Below are 21,580 nucleotides of genomic sequence, written 5' to 3'. Positions count from 1 at the left end.
CGCTTACACCTGCGCGCCAGCAATTCTTCCGAAGACGGCGCCGCGCAGTACCGATGTCGCGGCGGCATACTTGCGATAGAACATGCCGACCACCGCCCCTGCCGCGTACAGATTGGGGATGGGATCGCCCTCGGTGTTGAGCACGCGCGCACTTGCGTCGGTCTTGATGCCCCCCAGCGTGATGATGCTCGAAGAAATTAGAGGATAGGCGTGGAACGGGCCGGTGTCGATGGGACGGGCCCAGTTCGACTTGCGCGGCGTCAGTCCATGCGTCCGCAAGCCATCGGGATACTCGGCATGGAAGTCGCCCGGCTGGCAGGCCGCATTGTATTGCTCCACGGTTTCGAGGAAATTCTGTTCCGGAATGCCCAGTTCCCGCGCCAGTCCTTCCAGCGTACCTGCCGTAATCGGCGGCTTGTCGCTGAAGATCGCGCGCTCGTAATTCGGGATGTCGCCCATCTTCGCGTCGTAGACGGCATAGCCCACGCCGTCTTCCTGGGCCTGTACCGCATGGCAGAACCGATCGAACGTTTCATAGCTCGCGCCGGGAGCCTCGTCGATGAACCGGTAGCCTTGGCGGTTCACCACGATGCCGTATGGAAACACCAGCATCTTGGCCTCGGGGCGCCCGGAGCGCTCGTCGATCGGGGTGGCGTGATAGGTGTTGTAGTCACCGCTGAGCGCCGCGCCGGCGGCTTTCGCCATCTCGATGCCATCTCCCAGGTTGAAATGGCATCCCGGCGCGACCGGGCGGATATTGGTGGCGCCCTGGCCCATATAGCGTGCCAGCATTTCGGGATTGCCTTCGAAGCCGCCGCAGGCCAGGACAACGGATCCTGCATGGAATTGCATCGGGCGATTGTTCCTGCTCACGGCCTCGACGCCCGTGATTTTCCCTTGCGCGTCCTGCATCAGGCCGCGCGCGGCCGTCTCGTAGAAGAACGATACTCCGCCCTTGACCGCGCTGGCCAGCAATGCTTCCTGCATGGCCAGGCCGCCTCCGCTGGGCACTATCATCGGCGTATGGTCACGCAACGTGATATGAGGCAAATGCGTGGCGATGAAGCGTATGCCCTTGTCTTTCAGCCACTGGATGGTGGGTATGGTTTCCCGTGCGAATGTCGCGATGAAGTCGGGATCGGTCACCGCGCTGCTGCGCACGACGCCCGACCACTGTTCAGGCGCCTGAGCCATGGCCTGGACGATGTTCGGAGAGGCGCTGGATACGCCGCATTGCGCCAGGATCTCTTCGAAATCATCGGATAGCTCGTCCTCCGATTTCAGGCGCAGATAGGCTTCGGTGTAGCGTGTGCAGCCGCCGCTGTCATCCTCGGGCGCTCGCTCCAGCACGGCGACCTTCTTTCCTCTTTCCATGGCGGAAACGGCCGCGCACAAACCTGCAATGCCATGGCCAACGACGACGACATCGAATTCGAATGCTTCACTCATGATTTCCTCCTCTGCGGTGTGAGCATGGTGTGCTTCATCCGCCGGGACGCGGTATCGTTCTTGTGCATTGTCCCGGCCTGTGCGCTGCCGCCCATGCGGCAGTGCGATCCAGGGAAAATTCTAGTGAGCGAGGGGGGAAGGGGAAAGCTGATAAGCTACAAGTCAATCTTACGGAAAATGCAACAATGAACCTCTTTCAAGCCGCAAGGAGCTTCGTGTGCGTCGCGGAGACCGGAAGCCTGGCCAAGGCGGCCGAACGCCTGGCGACATCCAGCGCAACCATCTCCCGCCACGTCAGCGACCTGGAGGAAGCCCTGGGCTGCCGCCTGTTCCAGCGCACGACCCGCAAGCTCAGGCTGACCGAAAGCGGCATGTTGTGCCTCGAACGCCTGACCCGCTCGCTGGACGAGATCGATGAGCTGACCCAGTTGATCCAGGCCGAGAACAATCAGCCCCGGGGGACGCTGCGCATCAGTTCCACCACGCAGTTCTGGGTGCGCAAGATCGCCCCTGTGCTTTCGTCCTTCCTGCGGCAGCACCCGTTCCTGAACGTCCAGGTCAATGTGACGGAGCGCTGCGTCGACCTGATCGAGGAGGGCTACGATATCGCCCTGCAGATCGAACGGCCTACAAGCAACTCCGTCGTCGCCAAACCCTTGCGGTATCTGGAGCGCATTCTTTGCGCATCTCCCGAGTATCTGCGGCGCGAGGGCGAGCCCCGGACGCATGCGGACCTGGCCGATCACAACTGCCTTGTCTACGCCCATGCGGCCGAGCAGGTCGAGTGGAAGCTGAAGGACGGCAACGGCAGCCAGTATTCGGTGGAAGTGTGCGGCGATGTGCGCGCCAACGACACCAATACGCTGCGCATGGTGGCAATCGCCGGCGGAGGCATCATGCTGGGTCCATTGTTCACGCTCGAGGAAGAACTCGCGTCGGGCCGCCTGGTGCGCGTCCTGCCGGAGCTGCACTCCGTCGATCCTTATCTCTGGATCGTCTATCCCAGCCGGCGCCACCTGTCGCTCAAGGTGCGCCGCTTCATCGACTTCCTGGATCGCGAGTTCGGCCAGGACTATGCCGCCGATCCGATATCCCCACCTGCGCCATTCGTACGAAAAACGTAAGAGTGTCTTGATCTTCTCGGCCTTGATCGCCGGATTCCGCAAGAGCAGAATCCTCGCATATCCATAAAACCATCAGAATCTGGAGACATGCGATGAGGACATCAAGCTGGCAGCATCGGTATTTCAAGAAAGCGTTCGGCGGCCTGCTGGCCGGCGTCATGATGGGGCTGAGCGGCTTCCCGGCCACGGCGGGCGCCCAGGCCTATCCGGGCAATAAGCCGATCAAGATGGTCATCCCCTGGCCGGCAGGCGGCGTCACGGATGCCGCCGGACGCATCCTGGCCAAGCAGCTGAGCGAGAGCATGTCCGTGCCTGTCGTCGTGGAAAACCGTCCTGGCGCCAACGGGCTGATCGGCGCGGATTACGTTGCAAAGTCGGCCCCCGATGGCTATACGCTGTTCCTGGCGACCGCCGAGACGCATGCCATCAATCCCTATATTTACTCGAAGCTGCCATATGACCCAATCAAGGATTTCGTGGCGGTGGCGCCTTTTGCGATCAATCCGTTCACCGTGACGGTGCGCTCTGGCATTCCGGCCTCCACCATGAAGGAAGCGGTCGAGCTGGCGCAGAAATCTCCAGGAAAGCTGACCAATGCGAGCTGGGGGATCGGCAGCTCTTCGCAGATCATCATGGAAATGGTGAAGAAACAGGCCAAAGTCGACATCCTGCACATTCCCTTCCAGGGCGAAGCGCCCGCGGTGACGGCGCTGATGGGTGATCAGGTGGACTTCATGGTGCTGCCGGCGGCGCGCGCCGAATCCTTCAGCAAGGACGGACGCGTGAAAGTACTGGCCACCACGACGGCCGAGCGCGCCTGGCTGCTGCCGGATGTGCCGACCTTGAAAGAGCAGGGCTACAACGTGGACGTGGCCAACTGGTTCGGCCTGGTCGCGCCGGCAGGCACGCCGGAAGATGTCATCGATGTCCTGAATGCCGCCGTCGCGAAGCTGCTCCAGGGCGAGCCGCTGCCCAAAGCATTGCGCGAGCTCGGCGTCGATATGCATCCGGTCATGAATCCCGCCGAATTCCAGGCCTTCATCGTGAACGAAGGCAAACGCTGGGGGCCGGTCATCAGGGAGGCCAACATCCACCTGGATTGATGCAGGCATCGATCCGCCAGGACTACGCCATTTCAATCTTCACGTTGAGCAGCAGAGTCACATGAGTCGCACTAGTATGGATCTTGATAAGGAAGTCGCCCTGGTAACCGGGGGCGGTCAGGGGCTGGGAAGGGCGATATCCTTGCTGTATGCGCGTCATGGCGCGGCAGTGGCGATAGGCGACATCGATGTCGATGCGGCGGAGCGGGTGGCCCGGGAGATCCGCGCCGGGGGCGGCAGGGCGCTGGCGCTGGATCTCGATGTCAGCAGCCTCGATAGCGCGCGAAGGGCCGCGCAGGAGGCCATCGACGCTTTCGGCACGGTGTCGGTGCTGGTCAACAGCGCCATCTTTGCCCGCTATGGACCGATCGACGACATACAGCCCGACATCGTGGACCGGATGCTGGCCGTGGGCCTGAAGGGGCCTCTGCTGATGAGCCGTGCCGTGGCTCCCGCCATGCGCTCCGCGCGGCACGGCCTGATCCTGAATATTTCGTCCGTCGTGGGGCTGGGGGGCGTGGCCTACAGCAGCGGCTATGCCGCGCTCAAGGGCGGCGTCGATGCCATTACCCGCTCGCTCGCGGCAGAGCTCGGGCCCAGCGGGGTGCGGGTCAACTCCATCGCGCCCAGCGCCATCCCCAATGAAATGTCGCGACGCACGCTGGACAGCGAGGGCTGGGAGGAACGCCGCCGCAGAACGCCTCTGGGCGTCCTGGGGGAAGAGCGGGATGTCGCCAATGCGGCCCTGTTCCTGGCGTCGCCGGCGGCCCGCTTTCTGTCGGGTGTCATTCTGCCGGTGGACGGCGGTTTTTCCTCGGCTTCCATGATTGCGGACGTGGATATCGCCAGTGTTCAGAAGTCCAGGGCCGCCTGAGCCGGCATTGATCAACTCTCTTATTGCAATGAAAAGGATGTCTATGAAAACCGATCGTGCGATTTATCTCGTGCTGGATATGCAGAATGATCTCGTTCACGACGATGGACCGAACGGCGCCGGCCCGCTGGGCGAGCAAGTCCGGGAGCGGCGGATCATTGGCAAGACCGCTAGTGCCATCGCCAATGCACGCAAGGCGGGAATACTGGTCGGCTTTGTACGGGTCGGGTTTTCGGCGGGCTATCCCGAATGCCCCCAGGGATCGCAGGTCTTTTCAGCGGCTCCGCAGCATGGCATTTTCCAGCTGGGAGCCTGGGGCACCGAAATCCATCCCGAGCTCGAACAGCGCGAAGGCGATATCCAGGTGGTGAAGCATCGCGTCAGCCCGTTCTACTCGACGACGCTGGAAGCGCAACTGCGAGCCAACGGAGTCACGCGCATATACTGCTCGGGCGTTTCCACGCAAGCGGTCGTGCAGGCCACTGTGCGCGATGCCCATGACCGGGACTACGAGGTCATCCTGCTCGAGGATCTGTGTGCGGCGCATTCTGCCCAGGAGCATGGCAACTCGGTGCAAAGCATCCAGCGCTTCTGCAAGACCGAAACCAGTGACACTGTCGTGTTTTCCGCTCGCTGAAGCCTGGTTAGCCCTTCGGCAGACATCGGCGGAGGACATGGTGGAGAACCTGGGCAAGCTGGGGGTGGCGCGCCGGTAGGGCGGAGGCCAAGCCAGTCATGAGGCATCCGGCGATGAGTCGCGGCCGCGACGCCGCTTCCATAAAGTGGTGCGCGATACACCAAGCCTTTTGGCCGCTTCGCCAATCCTGCCGCCGCATTCGGCGATGACCCGTTCGATCTCCTCCTTTTCCGCGTTGGCACGCGCACGGGACAGCGACGGTCTCGCGTCGGGTTCCTGAGCCACCTCGGGAAACACATCTTTGACGTCCAGCACTGAGCTATCCGCAAGCGTGCAGGCCTGTACGATCCTGTTTGCCAGTTCGCGGACATTGCCTGGCCACTGGTGCTCGAGCAGCGCTCGTTTTCCCCGCTCGGAAATCGAGAACGGAGCCAGGGGCTTGTTGGCCCCATAGGATTCCAGGAGTCTTTCCGCCAGTGGAATGATATCCGCGATGCGATTCCGCAGCGGAGGGATGGTGACCTGGGCATTTTGCAAGCGATAGTACAGATCGCGCCGAAGCCGGCCCGATTCGAGGGCATCGTTTATGTCCGCATTGGTTGCCGCCACGATCCGTCCCTTGAGCGGGATGAGGGAGGAGCCGCCCACCCGGTGGAATCCACCGTCCTGAAGCGCCCTGGCAAGCAGGATCTGTAACTTCGGATGCATTTCGCAGATTTCGTCAAGGAACAGCGTACCCGTGCCGACCTGCTCCAGCAGGCCGATGCTGGGTGTCCGTGCGTCAGGCGGAAAGCCGGCCTCACTGCCGAAATATTTGTTTTCCAGCGTCGCCTCGGTTATGTCCGCGCAACAGACTGGGACAAAGGGGGCGGGAGCGCGGCCGGATGCTTCATGTATGAGCCGGGCGGCGAGTTCCTTGCCCGTTCCGCTTTCGCCCACCAGCAATATGGAAAAGTTTTCTTTGGCCAGCCGTTTCAGATGCGATACGATCCGGCTCATTTCCGGTGTTTCGTAATGAAAGCCGCGCAGCGGCGTTCTTGCTCCGCGCGGAAGGAGGGCGCGCGCAAGACCGGCCTTGATGCGCCTGACCAGGTCATTGATGTCGTACGGCTTGACCAGATAGTCCGTGGCGCCGGCTTTCACCAGGTCAATAGCTTGCTGGATCTCCGCGTATGCCGTGGCGAAGATGACGTCCGTTTCCCATATGAGCTTGCCGGCGCGTTTGTAGACATCAGTGCCGGTTCCGTCCGGCAAGCGTATGTCGCACAACATGAGCGCCGGCTGGCATCGTTCCAGGCTTTCCAGCGCATCGGAAACGCTTTGCGCCCAATGCACGGAAAGGCCTTCCAGACGCAGGCGCTGTGCCACGGCGCCTCCCAGGACGCCGTCGTCTTCGACCAGCAGTACGTCAATGTTTTCCCGCTTCATCGAGACGCGTCCTCCGGCATGGTGAATGTCAAGGCAATGACCGAGCCGCTGCCGGCCTGATTATGCACGGCAATCCGGCCATTCAGCTCGCCTGCCAGGCGGCGCACGATCTCGAGTCCCAGGGACCTGTCGCTGTATGCCGTGTCGTCCGCCAGGAGAAAGGACTCGATATGCCTCGGCAGGCCTGTTCCCTCGTCGCTGACCTTTAGGGTAAAGCTATTGCCGTCGTTCGAGGCATGCAGCGTAACCGTTTTTCCTTCGGCGGAGGTCTGGATGGCATTGAGCAGGAGGTTGAGGGCAATTTGCCGGATCTTGAATGCATCCAGCCTCACTGGCTCAGGCAATGATATGTGATGGACCACACCGACACCTTTGCGTGCCGCATGGGGCTCGACGAGCAGGATCACGTCGTGCAGATCCCGGCTTTTCAGATCGGGGCCGGGAGCGCTAGGCCGGTAGGCGTTCAAGGTTGCCTGCGCCACACCCTGGAGGGACTGGATGCCGCGGTCAATGAAGTCCAATGCCTCCCTTCGGCTGCTGGCGTTGTCGCCATACATGCGTATGGTCTGCAGGGCCGTCATCATGCCAGTAAGCGGATTCCGGATTTCATGCGCAAGTGTCGCGGCAATACGGCCCAGCAAAGCCTGCTGGTCCTGCTTGGCGAGTTGCTCGGATAGGCGTTCCCGCTCCTGCACGGCCTCTGTCATGCGGTTGTAGGCTTGCATGAGGGAGTAGGTCTGCCTGTCCTCCGAGGGCATTTGCGACTCGTCGATTCTTTGAGGGCCGAAGGAGACTGCGTGCGATAGGTGCTCGCTCAGGGTTTTCAGGGGGCGTTGCAGGCGTCGAATGACTATGTAGCCCCCGACGGCAGCCGCCATGCTCATCAATGCCACGATCAGTACCAATCGGAAGCGTAGCAATGAGCGTTCCTGGGCGAATGAGGAAATATCCAGGTTGGCGGAAATGATGCCCTTTTCTCCCAGTTCGCGCCAGACCCAGATGCTGCGGGATTCCGGCTCGTAGGCATATCCCTTGGAGCCTTGGAAGACGGTGTCGGGAGGCGGTGTGGGCGTTTCCAGGTTGGGACCTGAAACATGCGCAATGATCCCGGCGTCCTGATCGATAAGGGCAAGCTGGCGGTCCACTATGCCCAGATAGAAATTGAGCGACTGCTGCAGCGCGCTGCGAATGCCTTCGGGGTCGTTCGCCAGGTAGGGCTGTAATACGGCGGCCGACAGGCCGTCCAGATAGACTTGCCCCACGCGCTCCGTCAGTAGTTCGTACTGCCTGGACAGGCTGAATACCGCGATCTGCGTCACCAGCATGGCGATCAGAAAGATCATGGTCGCCGCCAGCAACGGAATCCTGACCAGCAGAGGTAAACGAAGAAACCACTTCAATATAGCGTGCTCCTCTTGCCAAGCGCTGGCGGGTGACGATGCTGCCGGCACAGGCCTGGATGTCCGGTGTGAGTCACTCCCGCCTGAAGTCGGGAGCTTCCTCGCCACAATACGGGGGCACCTTCGGTGCCGTATAACGACTGCCTCGCTTGACCTCGGTCTGAAGACCGAGGCTTGCGCATCGGCGCGTGGTCAATAGGCTACTGTCTCCGGGAAGCCGTGGAGTCAGCCATCATATCAGCCGCTGGAGGATCGTCGGACAGCGGCGCGTCCGTATCTGCGTCCGCATCCGTTTCCGCAAAGACGCTGGGGTGCAGTTCGGTCTCCAGGTCATTGCGCGATGTGCCTTCCCAGAGCCGCACGCCACCCAGGAAACCGGCCTTGCTCAGCAAGTGCGCGGCAATAGGGGTCGTCATGCACAGGAACAGGATGGCCAGCGCGATCTTGATCCATGTGGCCCATGACGGGTCGAAGCAGCCGGCGCCCAACAGCAGCAGGCTGGGACCGACGACCCCTGCCTTGGTCGCCGCGTGCATGCGCATGAAAAAGTCCGGCAGCCGCAGGACGCCCAGCGCCGCGATGAACGTGATGACGGATCCAGAGAACACAAAGAATGCGGCCAGCCACATCAGCATGTCAGTCTTCTCCGTTCTGTGTGCTGCCCCGCTCGATGAACGCGGCAAAGGCCACGGTGGCGAGGAAGCCGATGAGCGCAATGCCCAGCACCACGTCGATGAATGCCATTGACTCGCTGGTGATCGCGGCCAGGGCGGCCACGCCCACGCCCAGCAGGCACAGCATGTCCAGGGCGACGACTCTGTCGCCTGCGTGAGGACCTCGTGCAATACGAAGGCATACCAGGATCATGGACAGGAACAGCAGCACCTTGCCCAGCTCGACGGCGATGGCAAACACGGTCTCTATCATCGCAGCACCTTCAGTATCCGGGATTCGAACCCCTGCTTGATGTCCGTTACCACGGAGTCCGAGTAGTTCATTACGTGGGCGTATAGACGTGTTTTGTCCTTGGAGACGTGCAGCGTCGTCGTGCCTGGCGTCAGCGTCACCATGTTGGCAAGAAGGGCGATGCCCAGGTCGCTTTTCACGTCCAGGGGGATTTCGACGATGGCGCTCTGGGAGACGCGTTTCGGGTTGATGACGTTCAGCACTACGTCATGCACGGATTTCGCCAGTTCCTTGGCAAACAAGAGGATGAGCGTTGTCCAGCGAGCGATCCAGTCAATTGTGTGCATGCGGGACCTCCAATACGGCATTGATGTACCGGCTGCTGTCCGACAGTTGGCTTGCCGCCTCCATGGAGAAAGCGACGAACGGTTCCGGATTCAGGCCGATCGTGAGGGTCATGGCCGACAGGGCGGCGATGGCCACGTACTGGGCGGTGAACGAGGCCTTCGAGGCTTCGGCAGACGCGGGGACTGGAGACTTCTGGGCTTTCCAGAATGCCTCGTTCCAGATCTTCAGCATGGAATACAGGGTCAGAAGGCCCACGGCCAAGGCGGTGATCGCCAGGTACCAGTCGCCCGCATCCAGGCTGGGTTTGATGACAAGGTATTTGGCCCAGAATCCCGACAGCGGGGGAAGGCCGGCGAGCGAGAGCGCAGGAATGCAGAACAGGATGGCAAGCAAGGGAGCGGTTCTGTGCAGGCCGCCGATGTTCTTCAAGTGATACGAGCCCGTCTTTCTGCTCACGATGCCGCCGATCAGGAACAGATTGGCTTTCACGATGATATGGTGCACGATGTAGAGCACCGATCCTGCAAGCGCCAGTGGTGTCGCAATCGCGACACCCACGAGCATGTAGCCGATCTGGCTGATGATGTGAAAGGAAAGGATTTTGCGGATATCGAAATGGGAGGCGGCCCCCAGGACGCCTGTGATCATGGTGAGCGCCGCAATGACCCCGATGATGCCGGCCAGTCCCTCCGTGACGGGGAAGATGAGGCTGAAGCACCGTACGATCGCGTATACGCCGACCTTCGTCAGCAGCGCGGCGAAGATCGCCAGAACCGGCGTGCTTGCCGTGTGATAGGAGGCGGGCAGCCAGAAGAACAGAGGAAACAGGGCGGCCTTGGAGGCGAATGCCAGCAGGAACAGTATGGCCAGTGTGGTCACCAGGCCTGCATTTCCCATGGCGGGAACCTTGCTGGCCAGATCGGCCATGTTCAATGTTCCGGTGGCGCCGTACAGGAAGGCGACTGCAACCAGGAACACGGTGGTCATCACCAGGTTGAGCATGACGTATTTCACTCCGGCGTCCAGTTGCTCTTTGGTGCCGTTCAGCACCAGGAGGCCGAAAGAAGAGATCAGCATGATCTCGAACCACACATACATATTGAAGATGTCGCCCGTCATGAAGGCGCCGGTGACTCCCAGCAGCAGTCCGTGGTAGAGCGGATGGAACATGGGTCGGCCGCTGTCTTCGGAGTCTGTCAGTTGATAGACGGCAACCACCACAGCCATGATCGCGGTGATGAGCACCATGGCCGATGCGAGGTTGTCGGCAACGAAGCTGATCCCGAACGGCGCCTCCCACGATCCGAATTGGGTCGCCAGTATGGTGCCGCCCATGGTGGCCTTCAGCAATGCAACGGCGCTCAGCAGAAAGAGGATGCTCGCGGCAAGGCTGGCGAACCGCTGCAGCCGTGCGTTACGCCATAGAAGCGTGGTAAGGGCCAGGCCGGCCAGTGGGATTGCCACAGGAGCGGTGAGCAAGGCATGCGCGGACATCATTGCTTTGCCCCGCTGCTCGGGTTGCCGTGTGCGTCGGCATCGACTGGCTCGGCTTCTCTCATTTCTTCCGTGTCGAGGATATGCAGGCGCTGGTGCGCCTTATGCAGCAAGACCACGGTGAAGGCGATGAGCGAGAACGAAATTACGATCGCGGTCAGAATAAGGGCCTGCGGCAATGGGTTGGCGCTGACGGCGATTGCGGTCTGCTCTCCCGTGATGAGCGGCGGTACGTTCGAACCCAGCCGGCCGGCCACGAAGATGGTGAGATTGGCCGCGTTGCCGAGAAGCAGCAGGCCCAGCACCATCCGCAATACATTGCGTGACATCAGAAGATAGGCTGCGACGCCCGCCATGACTCCTATCGCGACAATGTAGAGTGGCTCCATTCACTGCTCCAGGAAAAAGCTCAAGAAAGTGAGGATGGCGCCCAGCACGGTGAGGTAGACACCGATATCGAACAGCAGTGTCGTGCCCAGGGCGATGGTGCCTACTTCCGTCCAGGCGTGTGTCAGGTAGGCAAGGCTTCCCTGCAGGCCCGGCAAGCCGGATATCAATGCCGCCCCGAGCCCCAATGCCAGGAGCTGCAATGCATCGATGGGCAGCACTCGCTTCAATGCTGCATATCCGCGCGGCAGGGCATAGCTGGCATAGCCGGCCGCGGCGATCAGGCCGCCGATGAAACCTCCGCCCGGTTCGTTATGGCCACGCCAGAGCAGGTACAGGGACAGCAGCAGGGCGAATGGAAGCACGACGGACGAACCGACCTTGAACACTACGGAATTCATTGCGTTTTCCCGATAATGGCTTGTTTCGCGCCGGTCCTGGGGGCCTCGGGCTTATTGCCGCCGGCGCTGAAGAAAACCGCCACAGCCGCCAGGGCTGCGAGGGCCAGTACGGTAATCTCGCCAAGCGTATCGAGGGCGCGGAAGTCGACGATGATGACGTTGACCAGATTGCGCCCATGCGCCAGCGGATAGCTCGCTTCGCGGAAGAAGTCGGACAGGGCCTCGTTGAACGGCAAGGCCACCACGCTGAACAGGACAGCGATGAACATCAGGCCGAACATGACGCCGATGCATGCGTCCCGGTTGCGCTGTCTGGAGGACCTGGGATCGGAGACGCGGAAAGGCATATGACCGATCACGGCCAGCAGGATGACAACGGAGAGGGCTTCGACCGAGAACTGGGTGAATGCGAGGTCCGGCGCTCCTCCAAGCAGGAACACGACCGCGACGCCGAAGCCTACGGCGCCCGCGGAGATGATGCCCTGCACGAAGCTGCGCGAACGGAGCACCATGATGGATGCCGCGATGAGCAGGAGGGGCAATATGAGCTGTTCCATGCCCGCACCGCTTTTCAGGAGCGGCGGCAGGGCCAGCGCATCGTTCATCACGGCGGCGGCCAGGGTTGCCGCCGCAACGATACCGACGCTCATTGCCATGTAGTGGCGCAGGCTGCCTGTCTGTATCAGGGCGGTCTGCCAGGTGGAAGCCTTTGCCAAAGCCTCCAGCGCCCGGTCGTACAATGCATCTGGTCCCCATCGGTCGATGAGGCTGATGGCTTTCAGACGGCGCTGGAGGCGATTCCAGCAAAGATAGATGACGGTTCCGATCGCCAGAGTGACTGCGCTTAGCGCCAGCATAGGCGTAAATCCGTGCCACAGGCTCAATTGCAGGTCGACGGCCTCCCCTTGCGCCGAGGTTGCGGCGGAGGAAAGAAGACTCTGGATCCAGCCCGGCATGAGGCCGAGGAGCAAGCCCAACAAGGCAAGAATCAAAGGTCCGATCCACATGAGCACGGACGGATCATGGGGCGTTGATTCGGAGCGGTCGAGGACTTCGGTCGCGCTTCCGAAGAAGCATCGCAGTGCGATGATCCCTGCAACGACGACCATGCATGCGTTGGCCAGTATCGCGATGGCGAAGGCGGCATGGGGAATCGGAGCGGAGAGGGCTGCTTCGTAGATCAGCTCTTTGCCGATGAATCCGAACAAGGGGGGGATGCCGGCCATGGACAGAGAAGCCAGGCAGGCGATTGCCGCGGTGATCGGCATGGCCTTGGCAAGTCCGCCCAGTATCGTGCTGTCTCTTGTCCCCACGGAATGATCGATGATGCCGGCAACCATGAACAGGCATGCCTTGTACAGTGCGTGCACCACCAGGAAGACGGCCATCGCCATGGCCGCGGCGGGATGGTCGGCGCCGATCAGGGTGATCAACGTGCCGAGCGACACGATGGTGGTGTAGGCGAGGATGCGCTTCAGGTCGGTTTCGCGAAGCGCAAGAATCGTTGCGCAGAACATGGTGAGACTGCCGACCGTGAGCAGCAGCGGTGTCCAGATTCCGATTTCCGACAGCACGGGGTTCAGGCGCGCCAGCAGATAGACGCCCAATTTCACCATGGTCGCGGAATGAAGGAAGGCGGATACGGGGGTTGGCGCCACCATTGCATTGGCCAGCCAGGAGTGCATTGGAAACTGGGCAGACTTCGAGAATGCGCCGATTGCAATCAGCAGGACGATGGCGGTGCCCAGGGAGGCGGATAGCCGGGCGTCAAGGCCTTGCGCGAGAAGTTCGGAAATCCGGTACGTGCCGGTGAGGGCGCCCAGCAGGATCACGCCGGCGAGCATGGCGAGGCCGCCGGCGACGGTGATGAGCAGGCCTTGCTGGGCCGATCTGCGGCACTCCGCCCGGGTGGGGTCATATCCGATCAGCATGAAGGATGAAAGGCTCGTCAGTTCCCAAAACACGATCAATCCCAGCAAATCATCCGAGATGACGGCTCCGAGCATCGAGACCATGAACACGTTCAGGGTGGCGAAGAAACGCGGTGTCTGCCAGGTGCGTGGGAGATAGGCCGAGGCATACAGGAAGATGGCCGTGCCGATGCCGGTGATCAGCAGTGCGAAGATCAGGGCCAGGCCGTCCAGGCGCAATGCAAGCGAAATTCCGAGGGACGGTATCCACTGAACGTACTGAACGATGGCGTCCAGTTGCGTCACCGTCGAGCCATAGGAAGCAAATCCGCAGAACAGCAATGCGGGGACGAGCGCGGTGGCAGCAGGGGTCCAGTGGCGCGCCGCCAGGAAAACGGCCGGCGTCGCCAGGAAGGGCAGCAGGATAAGCAGGAAAAGCGTCATGCGTGAAAGCCGTTGGCGTTGTAAGCGCGATAGCGTTCATTTCATACAAATGGAAATGCGGCATCAATGAGCAAGAAATTTGTTCGCATAAATAAACAGAATTGTTCGCGGTGTCTTTATTGGTGAACTTTCCGGGAAATTTTTCTGAAGGACCCGCTCATCGATCCTGCCGATACTCCTGGCGGCGAGGCAGAATGGTTTCTACGGCACGAGACTATGGCAGCGGCCAATAAGGTGGCTGCGGCGCGGCGGAGGGAGAACAATGATGAAAGAATTGCTCTACGACTGGCTTGGCTTGAACGAATGGCTGTTCAAGATGCTTTATGCATTCAGCTTTCCCTATTTGCATGATATCTGGAAGGCGATGAGCTACGGTTATGGCTATTGGGCGGCAGGCCTGGTCGCCATTGCAGTCTGCGTCCGTTATTTGAGGATCCGCCATACGGCAACCGAGACGCAACTCGAAAATATGGGCGAGTTCATGGTTGGTCTGATGGTAGCTTTCAGTATCGTCTGGTGCGCTGTATATACGCTCCAGAACATCAGCTTGATGCCGCGTCCATGGATGGTATTTCCCGATCTCGTGGCGGCACCGGCCCCTGTCCTCTGGCATGAAGGCCTGCCCGCATCCGCTCCCGCGATATCGCTGATGCTCGCTTGTTTGTCCTGGAAGTATGCCGGCGCGCGGGTCAGGCGTTGGCTGGTGTTCTATGTGGTGCTCGGATGCCTGGCAAGCATCATATCCGGGGTGAACTGGCCGGTCGAAGTGGTGGCCGGGGCCATCGTAGGCTGGCTGGGCGCCAGGGTCGCTCAATGGTATTCCCGCTTTGGGAGAAAGCTCGTGGCGTCGTAGACAGGCCGCATGCGAGAGAACGCCAGACCCTCGTGGGTCTGGTATTCCGCCGGAGTGCTTTGTTGTTGCCGGTATCCGTCTCAGGACGGGCCCGCAATCATGTCTGAGCCGCTGATCCGGCCATCGGATAATCCGCTGCATTGCGGACGAAGCCCGGAATGGAGGAAAAGTCCTCGCGGGGCGGTCCGAATACGTCGATCAGCCAGCAGCCCGCCTCCAGCGCTTGCGTGGTGTGGATCAGCCTGGCGGGGATAACGAGCGTCGACGGGCTGTCCACTTCGAGATGGGCGTCCTCGCGCCACTGCGTGGAGTCGACTGTCCATGGCGTCCTCAGGTGGTGCGCGAAGCGCCCCTGCATGCAGATCGTGATCTGCTCGTAGTCGGCGTGTGAGTGCGGCTTCAGTATCCTGGGGTCGCGCGGGGCGTCGTACGGGGCCATTACGTTCAGCATCAGGTTGGTGGAGCGGAACACCCTGGAAATGGCGTTGGACGCAACAATGTGGTCCGCCAGCGCATGGCACTGCAGCTTCAGGCCCGCCTCCGGTACGGGCCTGCGCCTGTAGTGAGCGATATCTCCGACGGGCCGGGCGTAGTCGGCCTGGTTGGCGGCGATGGCGGCCAGGTCGCTCGCAAGATGCGAGAACACGCGCACGACCATGCCCTTGCCTTGCACCTCCAGCGTGCTGTCTCCCGGTGGAACGATGAACAGTGCGTCGCCATCGCTGCCCAGCGTTTCCTCGCCGGCCTGGGCGATTGCGCGGATGCCTGCGGGGATGACGGCCATGTCGGATTCTGCGTGCGGGACGAGGTCGGCTACGCGGTCTGCAGCGACGAGGCTTTCCGCATCACGCCGGACGGGATAGCGCATCCCCTGGAGGGCTGGCGAGCCATGCCGGCCGCAGCGATGTGCGTGCATCCGAACGGAGAGTTCTGGGCGGTTCTGGCAGGCCGGCAGGACAGGTCCGTGATCGGCACGTTCGATGAGCAGGGAGGCTTCCGCCGCCGCTGGCATATCGACGAGTCGGTGCAGGACATCGTCTGGAGTCCTTGCGGGCAGCGGCTGTATGCCGTTGCGCCGGACAGCGGCTCCGTCCTCATGCTGCAGGCGGGAACCGACAGGGTGCGCCGGCTGACTAGCGTTCCGCGCGGATCCGGAGTCCTGAGCGGGATCGCCATCGATCCGCAGGGCGGGGTCTGGAGCGCGTTGCGCGGCGGCTGGAGCGTCATCAGGCTGGGAGAAGACGGGGCCTTCGATCGTTCCGTGCCGCTGCCTGTACCGTATCCGACGGGCGTGGCGATCGGCGGAGCGTCCTTGGACAAGCTCTATGTGACGACCGCCCGCCAGCCCGTGGCTCCGGAAATGCTGAAAGCCGCGCCCTTGTCGGGGCGGCTGTTCGAGATCGCACTTTAGAAGAACGATAAGGCAGCGGATATGCCGCCCGCACCGATGCGATGATCCGGGCGGTGCGTCCTAGACTGTGACGCCCAGCGGCCAGGGCACGAACTCGTTGCCGCCCACGCCCAGGGCTTCGCTCTTGGTGGGCTCGCCCGAGGCATGGCGCAGGATCTGGTCGAAGATCCGCTGGCCCATTTCCGCCAGCGAGACGTCGCCGTCGATCACCACGCCGCAATTGATGTCCATGTCGGCTTCCATGCGGACATACATGGGCGTGTTGCTGGCGAGCTTCATGGTCGGCGCGGGCAGCGACCCATAGCATGATCCGCGGCCTGTGGTGAAGCACACCATGTTGGCGCCGCCGGCGATCTGTCCGGTCGCGGCGACCGGATCGTAGCCCGGGGTGTCCATGAAGACCAGGCCGTGCTGCGTCACGGGCTCGGCGTATTCGTAGACTTCCATCAGCGGCGCGTTGCCGCCTTTCTTGGCGCCGCCCAGCGATTTCTCCAGGACATTGGCGAGGCCGCCGGCATTGTTGCCGGGGCTGACCTGGCCGTTGATCTGAGTGTCGCGGCCTTCGTTGTACTTCAGCCACCAGTCGATGCGCGCCACCAGCTTCTTGCCGACTTCCGGCGTGCGGGCGCGGGCGGTCAGGGTCTGCTCCACGCCGAAGATTTCCGAGGTTTCCGACAGGATGGCGGTGCCGCCGTTCCTGATCAGGATTTCCATGGCGACGCCCAGCGCCGGATTGGCGGACAGGCCGGAGAAGCCGTCGCTGCCGCCGCACTGCAGGCCGATCATGATGTGCTCGGCGGATACGGGTTCGCGCTTGTGTTGGTCCGCGGCCGGCAGCATTTCCCGCACGAGCGCGATGCCGCGTTCGATTGCGCGGCGCGTGCCGCCTTCGTCGCGGATGATCAGCTTCTTCAGCAGCGGCCCTTCCTGCAGCCCCTGGCTGGCGAACAGCGCATCGATGTCGTTGTCTTCGCCGCCGTAGGCGACGATCACGGCGCCGGCGATGTTCGGATGCTTGATGGTGCCGCCGAGTGTGCGATGCAGCATCTGCATGGGCTCGCCGCTAAGTTCCATGCCGTTGCCCAGCTCGTGGGTGAAGGGCGCAACGCCATCGACCTGGGGATAGGACGCCATGGCGTCTTTGTCGAAGTGGCGGGCGATCTGCCGGACGACGGTTGCCGCGCGGTGGGTGACGGCGAACACGCCGACCCAGTTGCGCGTGGCGACCCTGCCGTCTGCCCGCAAAAAGCCGAGAAAGCGCGCGCGCTGTTCCGGCGCCAGAACTTCAGTGGGCACGTAGTCCAGGCCGTGGCGGTAGTCCTTCTGGACCTCGTCGAAGCGGATGTTGTGGCTGTGCATCCAGGTGCCGGCGGGCGTGTCTTCCGATGCGAATCCGATCGTCGTGTTGTATTTCAGGATGGGCTCGCCCTGCTTCAGGTCGCGCGTTGCGATCTTGTGGCCGGCGGGAACCTTCTGCAGTGTAACGACGTTCTCGGACGTGATTTGCGTGCCGGGCGGAATTTCGATGCGCGCCACGACGACGTTGTCATTGGGATCCAGGCGGATGGCGGGGTTCTTGCGCATGGCTTCCGTCGGCTCGACGGAAGACGTGATGTTGAGCGCCTTGGGGGCTACGGTGGTAGTCATGTGTGCAATTCCTTCAAGCGAACACGCCGATCGGCCATGGTACGAATTCGTTCTCGCCCGCTCCCAGGGCCTCGCCACAGGTGGGGGCGCCCGATGCAACCGCCAGCAGGTGCGCCAGCAGGCGCTCGCCCATGGCTTCGGGGCTGCTGCCGCCGTCGGCGGCAGGGCCGGCGTCGAAATCCATGTCGTCCGTGTAGCGTGCGTACAGTCCGGAGTCCGGAGCGACGTTGACGGTAGGGACGCCGGGGGCGTTGAACGGATTGCCGTCGGCGGAGATCATGCAGGCCAGGGTGGCGCCCGAGGCGATCTGCCCTGTGGCCGCGACGGCTTCATAGCCCGGCGCATCCATCAGGACCAGGCCCTGGGACGGCAATGCATGGGCATAGCCGAATACCGCCTGCAGCGGACTGGAGCCCAGCTGCTGCCAGGCGGCGGCCGGGGCGGCTGCGCCGGTGTCGCGCCCCTTGGTGTACTGCCCCCACCATTCGATGCGCTGCTCGATGCCGGCGCCGACCTTGGGCGTGGCGGCACGGGCGCGCAGCGCGGGCCCGCTGCTGCGCGTATCCGACACGATGACGGTGGCGCCGTCTGCGATCAGCAGGTCCGTGGCGACGCCTAGCGCCGCGCGCACGGCGTCATTTCCGCCCGGGGTGGCCGGGATGCCGAGCACGAGCCTGGAGACGGGAACGGGCGTGCGGGCGACCTGGTTGGCGACGGGCAGCATGGCCTCGAGCGCCGCCACGCCTTCCGCGACGGCTTTTGCGGTTCCGCCCACTTCCTGCAGGACGACGGTCTTGAGCATGGGGTTGGATTCCAGCCCTTCCTGCTCCAGGAAGGCGTAGATATTGTTGCGCTCACAGCCCAGCGCCATGACCACGATGCCGGCGATATTGGGGTTGCGGATGACGCCGCCCAGGGTGCGGCGCAGCAGGTCCATGGGCTCGCCGCTTTTTTCCATGCCACAGCCGAGTTCATGGATGAACGGCACGACGCCGTCGACGTTGGGGTAGGCGGCCAGCCGCTGCGCCGTGAAGTGGTCGGCGACATGGCGCGCGGCCGTGGCGGCACAGTTGCCGACGATGATGACGCCGAGCTGGTTGCGGGTGCCGGCGCGGCCGTCGGCGCGTGGATATCCAAGGAAAGTTCTGGGCTCGGCGTGCGGTTCGCCAGGCAGGGTGTTCATAACGCAAGTCTCCATAATGGGTATCTCTATTTTGGCGCTATATCACCCGGCATGGGATAGCCGGATGCGCAGCCTGCCCCGGGCGCTGCCCACTATGTGGGACGATGCCCGGGTCCGGGCTCATTATGACGCCTGGAAGGCGCTTCGAACCAGGCCCGGACGCAGCCGCGCGGGATTCAGCTCCTGGAGCCGGTTGATGCCCAGCAGGCCCATGTCGGCGTGGATTTCGGCGCGCAGCAGGGCAATGGCATGGGCGACGCCGTCGTATCCGGCCAGGGCGGCGGCGTAATTGAAAGGGCGGCCGACGAAGACGAACTGCGCGCCCAGCGCCAGGGCCTTGAGCACGTCCGTGCCGCGGCGGAAACCACTGTCCGCCATCACGGTCATGTTCCTGGCGGCGTCGGCGATCTCCGGCAGCACCTGCAATGGCGCCACCGTATGGTCGAGCTGGCGGCCGCCATGGTTGGAAACGATGATGCCGTCGACTCCCGCGGCGCTCGCCTTCCTGGCGTCCTCGGGATCCAGGATGCCCTTGAGTACCAGGGGACCGGTCCATTGCTTGCGGACGAACTTGAGCGTGTCCCAGTCCAGGTGCTCCCGGCCCGAGAAGTCGCGTGTGACATCACGCGCGATCAGCGGGGCGCCGCGCTTGTCGGAGGCATTTTCGAAATACGGCATGCCGTGGCGCAGCAGAGTGCGCAGGAAGGTGCCGCAGGCCCAGCGGGGATGGGTCACGCCCTGGTACAGCAGGGACAGGTTCGGCCGCAGCGGCGTCTTGAAGCCGTTGCGCAGATTGTTCTCGCGGTTCGGCACGACGGCGGAGTCAACGGTGATAACCAGCACCTCGTAGCGGGAATCGCGCAGCCGCTGGAACAGGCCCGCCGCTTCCTGCTCGCCGCGCGGCAGGTAGCTCTGGAACCATGTGCCGGGCGCCTGTTCGGCAACGTCTTCCAGGCGGATCAGGGACGAGCTGCTCAGTACCATGGGAATGCCTGCATCGGCCGCCGCCCGGGAGAGCATCAGGTCTCCCCGGTAGGCAGTCAGCGCGCAGATCCCCATGGGGGCGATGCCGAACGGGGATTGGTAGGTGCGGCCGAACAGGCTGGCGGACTGGTCGCGCTTCGCCACGTTGACCATGGCGCGCGTTACCCAGGCATGGACATCGAACTGGAGCCGGTTGGCCCGCAGCGAAACGTTGTTTTCCGTGGCTCCGCTGACGTAGCCGAACAGCGGCCTGGGCAGCCGCCTGCGGACGCCCGGGTTGGGCGTGAGGCGTCTATGGTAGGAGCTCGACCGTTCCGGGAGACCATGGGGGCGATAGCGGTTTTCCGGAATCGTCCCACATCCTGGAAAGATGCGCGGGATCGGGAGTCGGGCTGAATGATCCCTGCCTTTACGAAGGGCCAGCGCGTGGAGGGATCCATAGGGCTGGGCGCGCCGTTCTTCAATGCCGGCGGCAAGGTCGTCGGCTCCGTCTGCCTGACCATCCCCCGCAACCGCTTCGATGACGCGTGGGAAAAAAACATGGGAGCCGCCCTCAAGGCGAACGCCGAGCGGTTGAGCCACATGCTGGGGTATTTTCCCAAGCAAGGGTGATCAGGGGCCGCCGGCTAATCCGCCTGGAACAGCGCGAACTGCTTTGTCAGGAAGCCGGTGAACAGCCGTATCCTGGAGGACTGCTGGTGCCGCTGGTGATAGACGGCATAGATATCGGCTTCCGGCGTGTGGTACCCGGGCAGTACCTGGATCAGGCGTCCGCTTTGCAGGTGGCGCCGGATGTCCCACTCGGCCCGCATCAGGATGCCGTGGCCTTCCAGCGCCCAGTTCACGGCGATTTCGCCATCGTTGGTGGTCAGGTTGCCGCGGATGTGGACGGATTCGGTGCGCTCTTTCCTGCCTTTGCCGGAGGTCAGGCGCCATACGCCGTAGGCATCGCTGCCCTGCCGGATGCCGATGCAGTTGTGATGGCGCAGGTCCGCGGGCGTAGCGGGCAGGCCGTGCCTGCGCAGGTATTCGGGAGAAGCGCACAGCAGCCGGCGATTGGACGCGAGCTTTCTCGCAACGATGCGCGCGTCGGGCGGCGCGCCGAAACGGATGCAGATATCGAACGCATCTTCCGTCAGAGCGGGAGGGTCAGCGGATAGCTGCAATTGCACGTCCACTTCCGGGTAGGCCGCGACATAGGCGGAAATGACCGGCGCGACATGCATGCGGCCGAAGCCCAGCGTGGCATTGACGCGCAGCAGGCCGCGCGGCTTTTTCTTGGCGTTGTTCAATTGCTGGTTCAGCTGGTCCAGCTCGTCCAGTATCCGCCGCGCGTATTCGAGATAGAGCTCGCCTTCGGGCGTCAGGCTCATGCGCCGCGTCGTGCGGATGACCAGGGGGATGCCGATGCGCGCCTCCATCTGGGCCAGGCGCTTGCTGACGGCCGCCGTGGAAACGCCGAGATCCCGCGCAGCGGTGCTCAGGCTGCTGGCGGCAGCCACGGTGCTGAAGAAACCGAGTTCGGACGGCTGAATAAGTTGCGCGGCCATGCTGCCTTCAACTTAAGGTTGATGATGGTTTAACTTTATTGTCGGTC

The 21,580-nt window shown here is 62.7% G+C and carries 22 protein-coding genes; 7 read left to right on the top strand and 15 right to left on the bottom strand.

The genetic code is table 11. The features are described 5' to 3' along the window. Positions 1–3: 3 nt before the first annotated feature. The gene (locus EV686_RS14095; RefSeq protein ID WP_132477588.1) at positions 4–1,449 is read right to left on the bottom strand and encodes an FAD-dependent oxidoreductase; all 1,446 of its coding nucleotides are present in this window, start codon (positions 1,447–1,449) and stop codon (positions 4–6) included. 185 nt (positions 1,450–1,634) lie between these two features. Here EV686_RS14095 and EV686_RS14090 point away from each other — a divergent pair, with 185 nt between their 5' ends. From EV686_RS14090 to EV686_RS14075, 4 genes are all read left to right on the top strand, one after another. Next, positions 1,635–2,573 (top strand): LysR family transcriptional regulator, encoded by a 939-nt coding sequence (locus EV686_RS14090; protein ID WP_132477587.1) that lies wholly within the window; start codon positions 1,635–1,637, stop codon positions 2,571–2,573. A 92-nt stretch (positions 2,574–2,665) separates the two neighbouring features. Next, positions 2,666–3,676 carry a Bug family tripartite tricarboxylate transporter substrate binding protein gene (locus EV686_RS14085; RefSeq protein WP_132477586.1) on the top strand — a complete coding sequence of 337 codons (1,011 nt, stop codon included), beginning with the start codon at positions 2,666–2,668 and terminating at the stop codon, positions 3,674–3,676. 61 nt (positions 3,677–3,737) lie between these two features. Further along, the gene (locus tag EV686_RS14080) at positions 3,738–4,550 is read left to right on the top strand and encodes an SDR family NAD(P)-dependent oxidoreductase (protein WP_132477585.1); all 813 of its coding nucleotides are present in this window, start codon (positions 3,738–3,740) and stop codon (positions 4,548–4,550) included. Between the two features lie 43 nt (positions 4,551–4,593). Beyond that, complete coding sequence (locus EV686_RS14075) at positions 4,594–5,187, top strand: cysteine hydrolase family protein (protein ID WP_132477584.1); 594 nt, start codon at positions 4,594–4,596, stop codon at positions 5,185–5,187. Between the two features lie 96 nt (positions 5,188–5,283). Here the strand turns inward: EV686_RS14075 and EV686_RS14070 are convergent, their stop codons facing one another. The 9 genes from EV686_RS14070 to mbhE all read right to left on the bottom strand — a co-directional run bounded on the left by EV686_RS14070 (position 5,284) and on the right by mbhE (position 13,905). Then, entirely contained in the window at positions 5,284–6,615 is a 1,332-nt protein-coding gene (locus EV686_RS14070; protein WP_132477583.1) for a sigma-54-dependent transcriptional regulator, read from the bottom strand. After that, positions 6,612–8,015, bottom strand: a complete 1,404-nt coding sequence (locus EV686_RS14065) for a sensor histidine kinase (RefSeq protein WP_132477582.1) — start codon at positions 8,013–8,015, stop codon at positions 6,612–6,614. The genes EV686_RS14070 and EV686_RS14065 overlap by 4 nt, the downstream gene beginning before the upstream one ends. Positions 8,016–8,215: 200 nt before the next feature. Then, entirely contained in the window at positions 8,216–8,650 is a 435-nt protein-coding gene (mnhG, locus tag EV686_RS14060; protein WP_132477581.1) for a monovalent cation/H(+) antiporter subunit G, read from the bottom strand. Position 8,651: 1 nt separating this feature from the next. Next, positions 8,652–8,942 carry an MrpF/PhaF family protein gene (locus tag EV686_RS14055; RefSeq protein WP_132477580.1) on the bottom strand — a complete coding sequence of 97 codons (291 nt, stop codon included), beginning with the start codon at positions 8,940–8,942 and terminating at the stop codon, positions 8,652–8,654. Further along, a complete protein-coding gene (locus tag EV686_RS14050; RefSeq protein ID WP_165972622.1) occupies positions 8,939–9,268 on the bottom strand; it encodes a Na+/H+ antiporter subunit E in 330 nt (109 codons plus the stop codon). The genes EV686_RS14055 and EV686_RS14050 overlap by 4 nt, the downstream gene beginning before the upstream one ends. Beyond that, positions 9,255–10,766: a proton-conducting transporter transmembrane domain-containing protein gene (locus EV686_RS14045; protein WP_243650894.1), complete on the bottom strand. Its 1,512-nt coding sequence runs from the start codon at positions 10,764–10,766 to the stop codon at positions 9,255–9,257. The genes EV686_RS14050 and EV686_RS14045 overlap by 14 nt, the downstream gene beginning before the upstream one ends. Next, entirely contained in the window at positions 10,763–11,152 is a 390-nt protein-coding gene (locus EV686_RS14040; protein ID WP_132477578.1) for an NADH-quinone oxidoreductase subunit K, read from the bottom strand. The genes EV686_RS14045 and EV686_RS14040 overlap by 4 nt, the downstream gene beginning before the upstream one ends. Further along, on the bottom strand, positions 11,153–11,551 hold the full coding sequence (locus EV686_RS14035) for an MnhB domain-containing protein (protein WP_132477577.1): 399 nt from the start codon (positions 11,549–11,551) through the stop codon (positions 11,153–11,155). It abuts the gene before it with no gap. Then, on the bottom strand, positions 11,548–13,905 hold the full coding sequence (gene mbhE, locus EV686_RS14030) for a hydrogen gas-evolving membrane-bound hydrogenase subunit E (RefSeq protein WP_132477576.1): 2,358 nt from the start codon (positions 13,903–13,905) through the stop codon (positions 11,548–11,550). The genes EV686_RS14035 and mbhE overlap by 4 nt, the downstream gene beginning before the upstream one ends. A gap of 262 nt (positions 13,906–14,167) precedes the next feature. Between mbhE and EV686_RS14025 the strand changes: the two genes are divergently transcribed. Beyond that, the gene (locus EV686_RS14025) at positions 14,168–14,758 is read left to right on the top strand and encodes a phosphatase PAP2 family protein (RefSeq protein ID WP_132477575.1); all 591 of its coding nucleotides are present in this window, start codon (positions 14,168–14,170) and stop codon (positions 14,756–14,758) included. Positions 14,759–14,855: 97 nt separating this feature from the next. Here EV686_RS14025 and EV686_RS18635 read toward each other — a convergent pair whose 3' ends face one another. Beyond that, positions 14,856–15,542: a cupin domain-containing protein gene (locus EV686_RS18635; protein ID WP_165972621.1), complete on the bottom strand. Its 687-nt coding sequence runs from the start codon at positions 15,540–15,542 to the stop codon at positions 14,856–14,858. A gap of 12 nt (positions 15,543–15,554) precedes the next feature. Between EV686_RS18635 and EV686_RS14015 the strand changes: the two genes are divergently transcribed. Then, complete coding sequence (locus EV686_RS14015; RefSeq protein WP_165972620.1) at positions 15,555–16,169, top strand: SMP-30/gluconolactonase/LRE family protein; 615 nt, start codon at positions 15,555–15,557, stop codon at positions 16,167–16,169. 60 nt (positions 16,170–16,229) lie between these two features. Here EV686_RS14015 and EV686_RS14010 read toward each other — a convergent pair whose 3' ends face one another. The 3 genes from EV686_RS14010 to EV686_RS14000 form a co-directional block, all read right to left on the bottom strand. Further along, positions 16,230–17,753, bottom strand: coding sequence for a UxaA family hydrolase (locus EV686_RS14010; RefSeq protein WP_132477609.1), 1,524 nt, complete (start codon positions 17,751–17,753; stop codon positions 16,230–16,232). Positions 17,754–17,829: 76 nt separating this feature from the next. Continuing rightward, positions 17,830–18,999 carry a UxaA family hydrolase gene (locus EV686_RS14005; protein ID WP_165972618.1) on the bottom strand — a complete coding sequence of 390 codons (1,170 nt, stop codon included), beginning with the start codon at positions 18,997–18,999 and terminating at the stop codon, positions 17,830–17,832. A gap of 123 nt (positions 19,000–19,122) precedes the next feature. Beyond that, positions 19,123–20,241 (bottom strand): alpha-hydroxy acid oxidase, encoded by a 1,119-nt coding sequence (locus EV686_RS14000; protein WP_279389472.1) that lies wholly within the window; start codon positions 20,239–20,241, stop codon positions 19,123–19,125. Between the two features lie 138 nt (positions 20,242–20,379). Here EV686_RS14000 and EV686_RS13995 point away from each other — a divergent pair, with 138 nt between their 5' ends. After that, the gene (locus EV686_RS13995) at positions 20,380–20,595 is read left to right on the top strand and encodes an IclR family transcriptional regulator (RefSeq protein ID WP_132477607.1); all 216 of its coding nucleotides are present in this window, start codon (positions 20,380–20,382) and stop codon (positions 20,593–20,595) included. 14 nt (positions 20,596–20,609) lie between these two features. Here the strand turns inward: EV686_RS13995 and EV686_RS13990 are convergent, their stop codons facing one another. Then, positions 20,610–21,533 carry a LysR substrate-binding domain-containing protein gene (locus tag EV686_RS13990; RefSeq protein ID WP_132477571.1) on the bottom strand — a complete coding sequence of 308 codons (924 nt, stop codon included), beginning with the start codon at positions 21,531–21,533 and terminating at the stop codon, positions 20,610–20,612. Positions 21,534–21,580 lie beyond the last annotated feature (47 nt).

The sequence above is a fragment of the Paracandidimonas soli genome (assembly GCF_004342005.1).
Classification (GTDB): domain Bacteria; phylum Pseudomonadota; class Gammaproteobacteria; order Burkholderiales; family Burkholderiaceae_B; genus Paracandidimonas; species Paracandidimonas soli.
The sequence above is the reverse complement of the archived record's forward strand: the minus strand, read 5'-3'. Positions and strand labels throughout refer to the sequence as shown.

Coding starts and splice junctions, on each gene's coding strand:
- EV686_RS14070 (WP_132477583.1), bottom strand. CDS start 6,615: ATGAAGCGGGAAAACATTGACGTACTGCTGGTCGAAGACGACGGCGTC.
- EV686_RS14075 (WP_132477584.1), top strand. CDS start 4,594: ATGAAAACCGATCGTGCGATTTATCTCGTGCTGGATATGCAGAATGAT.
- EV686_RS14085 (WP_132477586.1), top strand. CDS start 2,666: ATGAGGACATCAAGCTGGCAGCATCGGTATTTCAAGAAAGCGTTCGGC.
- EV686_RS14045 (WP_243650894.1), bottom strand. CDS start 10,766: ATGATGTCCGCGCATGCCTTGCTCACCGCTCCTGTGGCAATCCCACTG.
- EV686_RS14055 (WP_132477580.1), bottom strand. CDS start 8,942: ATGATAGAGACCGTGTTTGCCATCGCCGTCGAGCTGGGCAAGGTGCTG.
- EV686_RS14090 (WP_132477587.1), top strand. CDS start 1,635: ATGAACCTCTTTCAAGCCGCAAGGAGCTTCGTGTGCGTCGCGGAGACC.
- EV686_RS14080 (WP_132477585.1), top strand. CDS start 3,738: ATGAGTCGCACTAGTATGGATCTTGATAAGGAAGTCGCCCTGGTAACC.
- EV686_RS14025 (WP_132477575.1), top strand. CDS start 14,168: ATGATGAAAGAATTGCTCTACGACTGGCTTGGCTTGAACGAATGGCTG.
- EV686_RS14010 (WP_132477609.1), bottom strand. CDS start 17,753: ATGCGCAAGAACCCCGCCATCCGCCTGGATCCCAATGACAACGTCGTC.
- EV686_RS18635 (WP_165972621.1), bottom strand. CDS start 15,542: ATGGCCGTCATCCCCGCAGGCATCCGCGCAATCGCCCAGGCCGGCGAG.
- mbhE (WP_132477576.1), bottom strand. CDS start 13,905: ATGACGCTTTTCCTGCTTATCCTGCTGCCCTTCCTGGCGACGCCGGCC.
- EV686_RS14050 (WP_165972622.1), bottom strand. CDS start 9,268: ATGCACACAATTGACTGGATCGCTCGCTGGACAACGCTCATCCTCTTG.
- EV686_RS14035 (WP_132477577.1), bottom strand. CDS start 11,551: ATGAATTCCGTAGTGTTCAAGGTCGGTTCGTCCGTCGTGCTTCCATTC.
- EV686_RS14005 (WP_165972618.1), bottom strand. CDS start 18,999: ATGAACACCCTGCCTGGCGAACCGCACGCCGAGCCCAGAACTTTCCTT.
- EV686_RS13990 (WP_132477571.1), bottom strand. CDS start 21,533: ATGGCCGCGCAACTTATTCAGCCGTCCGAACTCGGTTTCTTCAGCACC.
- EV686_RS13995 (WP_132477607.1), top strand. CDS start 20,380: ATGATCCCTGCCTTTACGAAGGGCCAGCGCGTGGAGGGATCCATAGGG.
- EV686_RS14040 (WP_132477578.1), bottom strand. CDS start 11,152: ATGGAGCCACTCTACATTGTCGCGATAGGAGTCATGGCGGGCGTCGCA.
- EV686_RS14095 (WP_132477588.1), bottom strand. CDS start 1,449: ATGAGTGAAGCATTCGAATTCGATGTCGTCGTCGTTGGCCATGGCATT.
- mnhG (WP_132477581.1), bottom strand. CDS start 8,650: ATGCTGATGTGGCTGGCCGCATTCTTTGTGTTCTCTGGATCCGTCATC.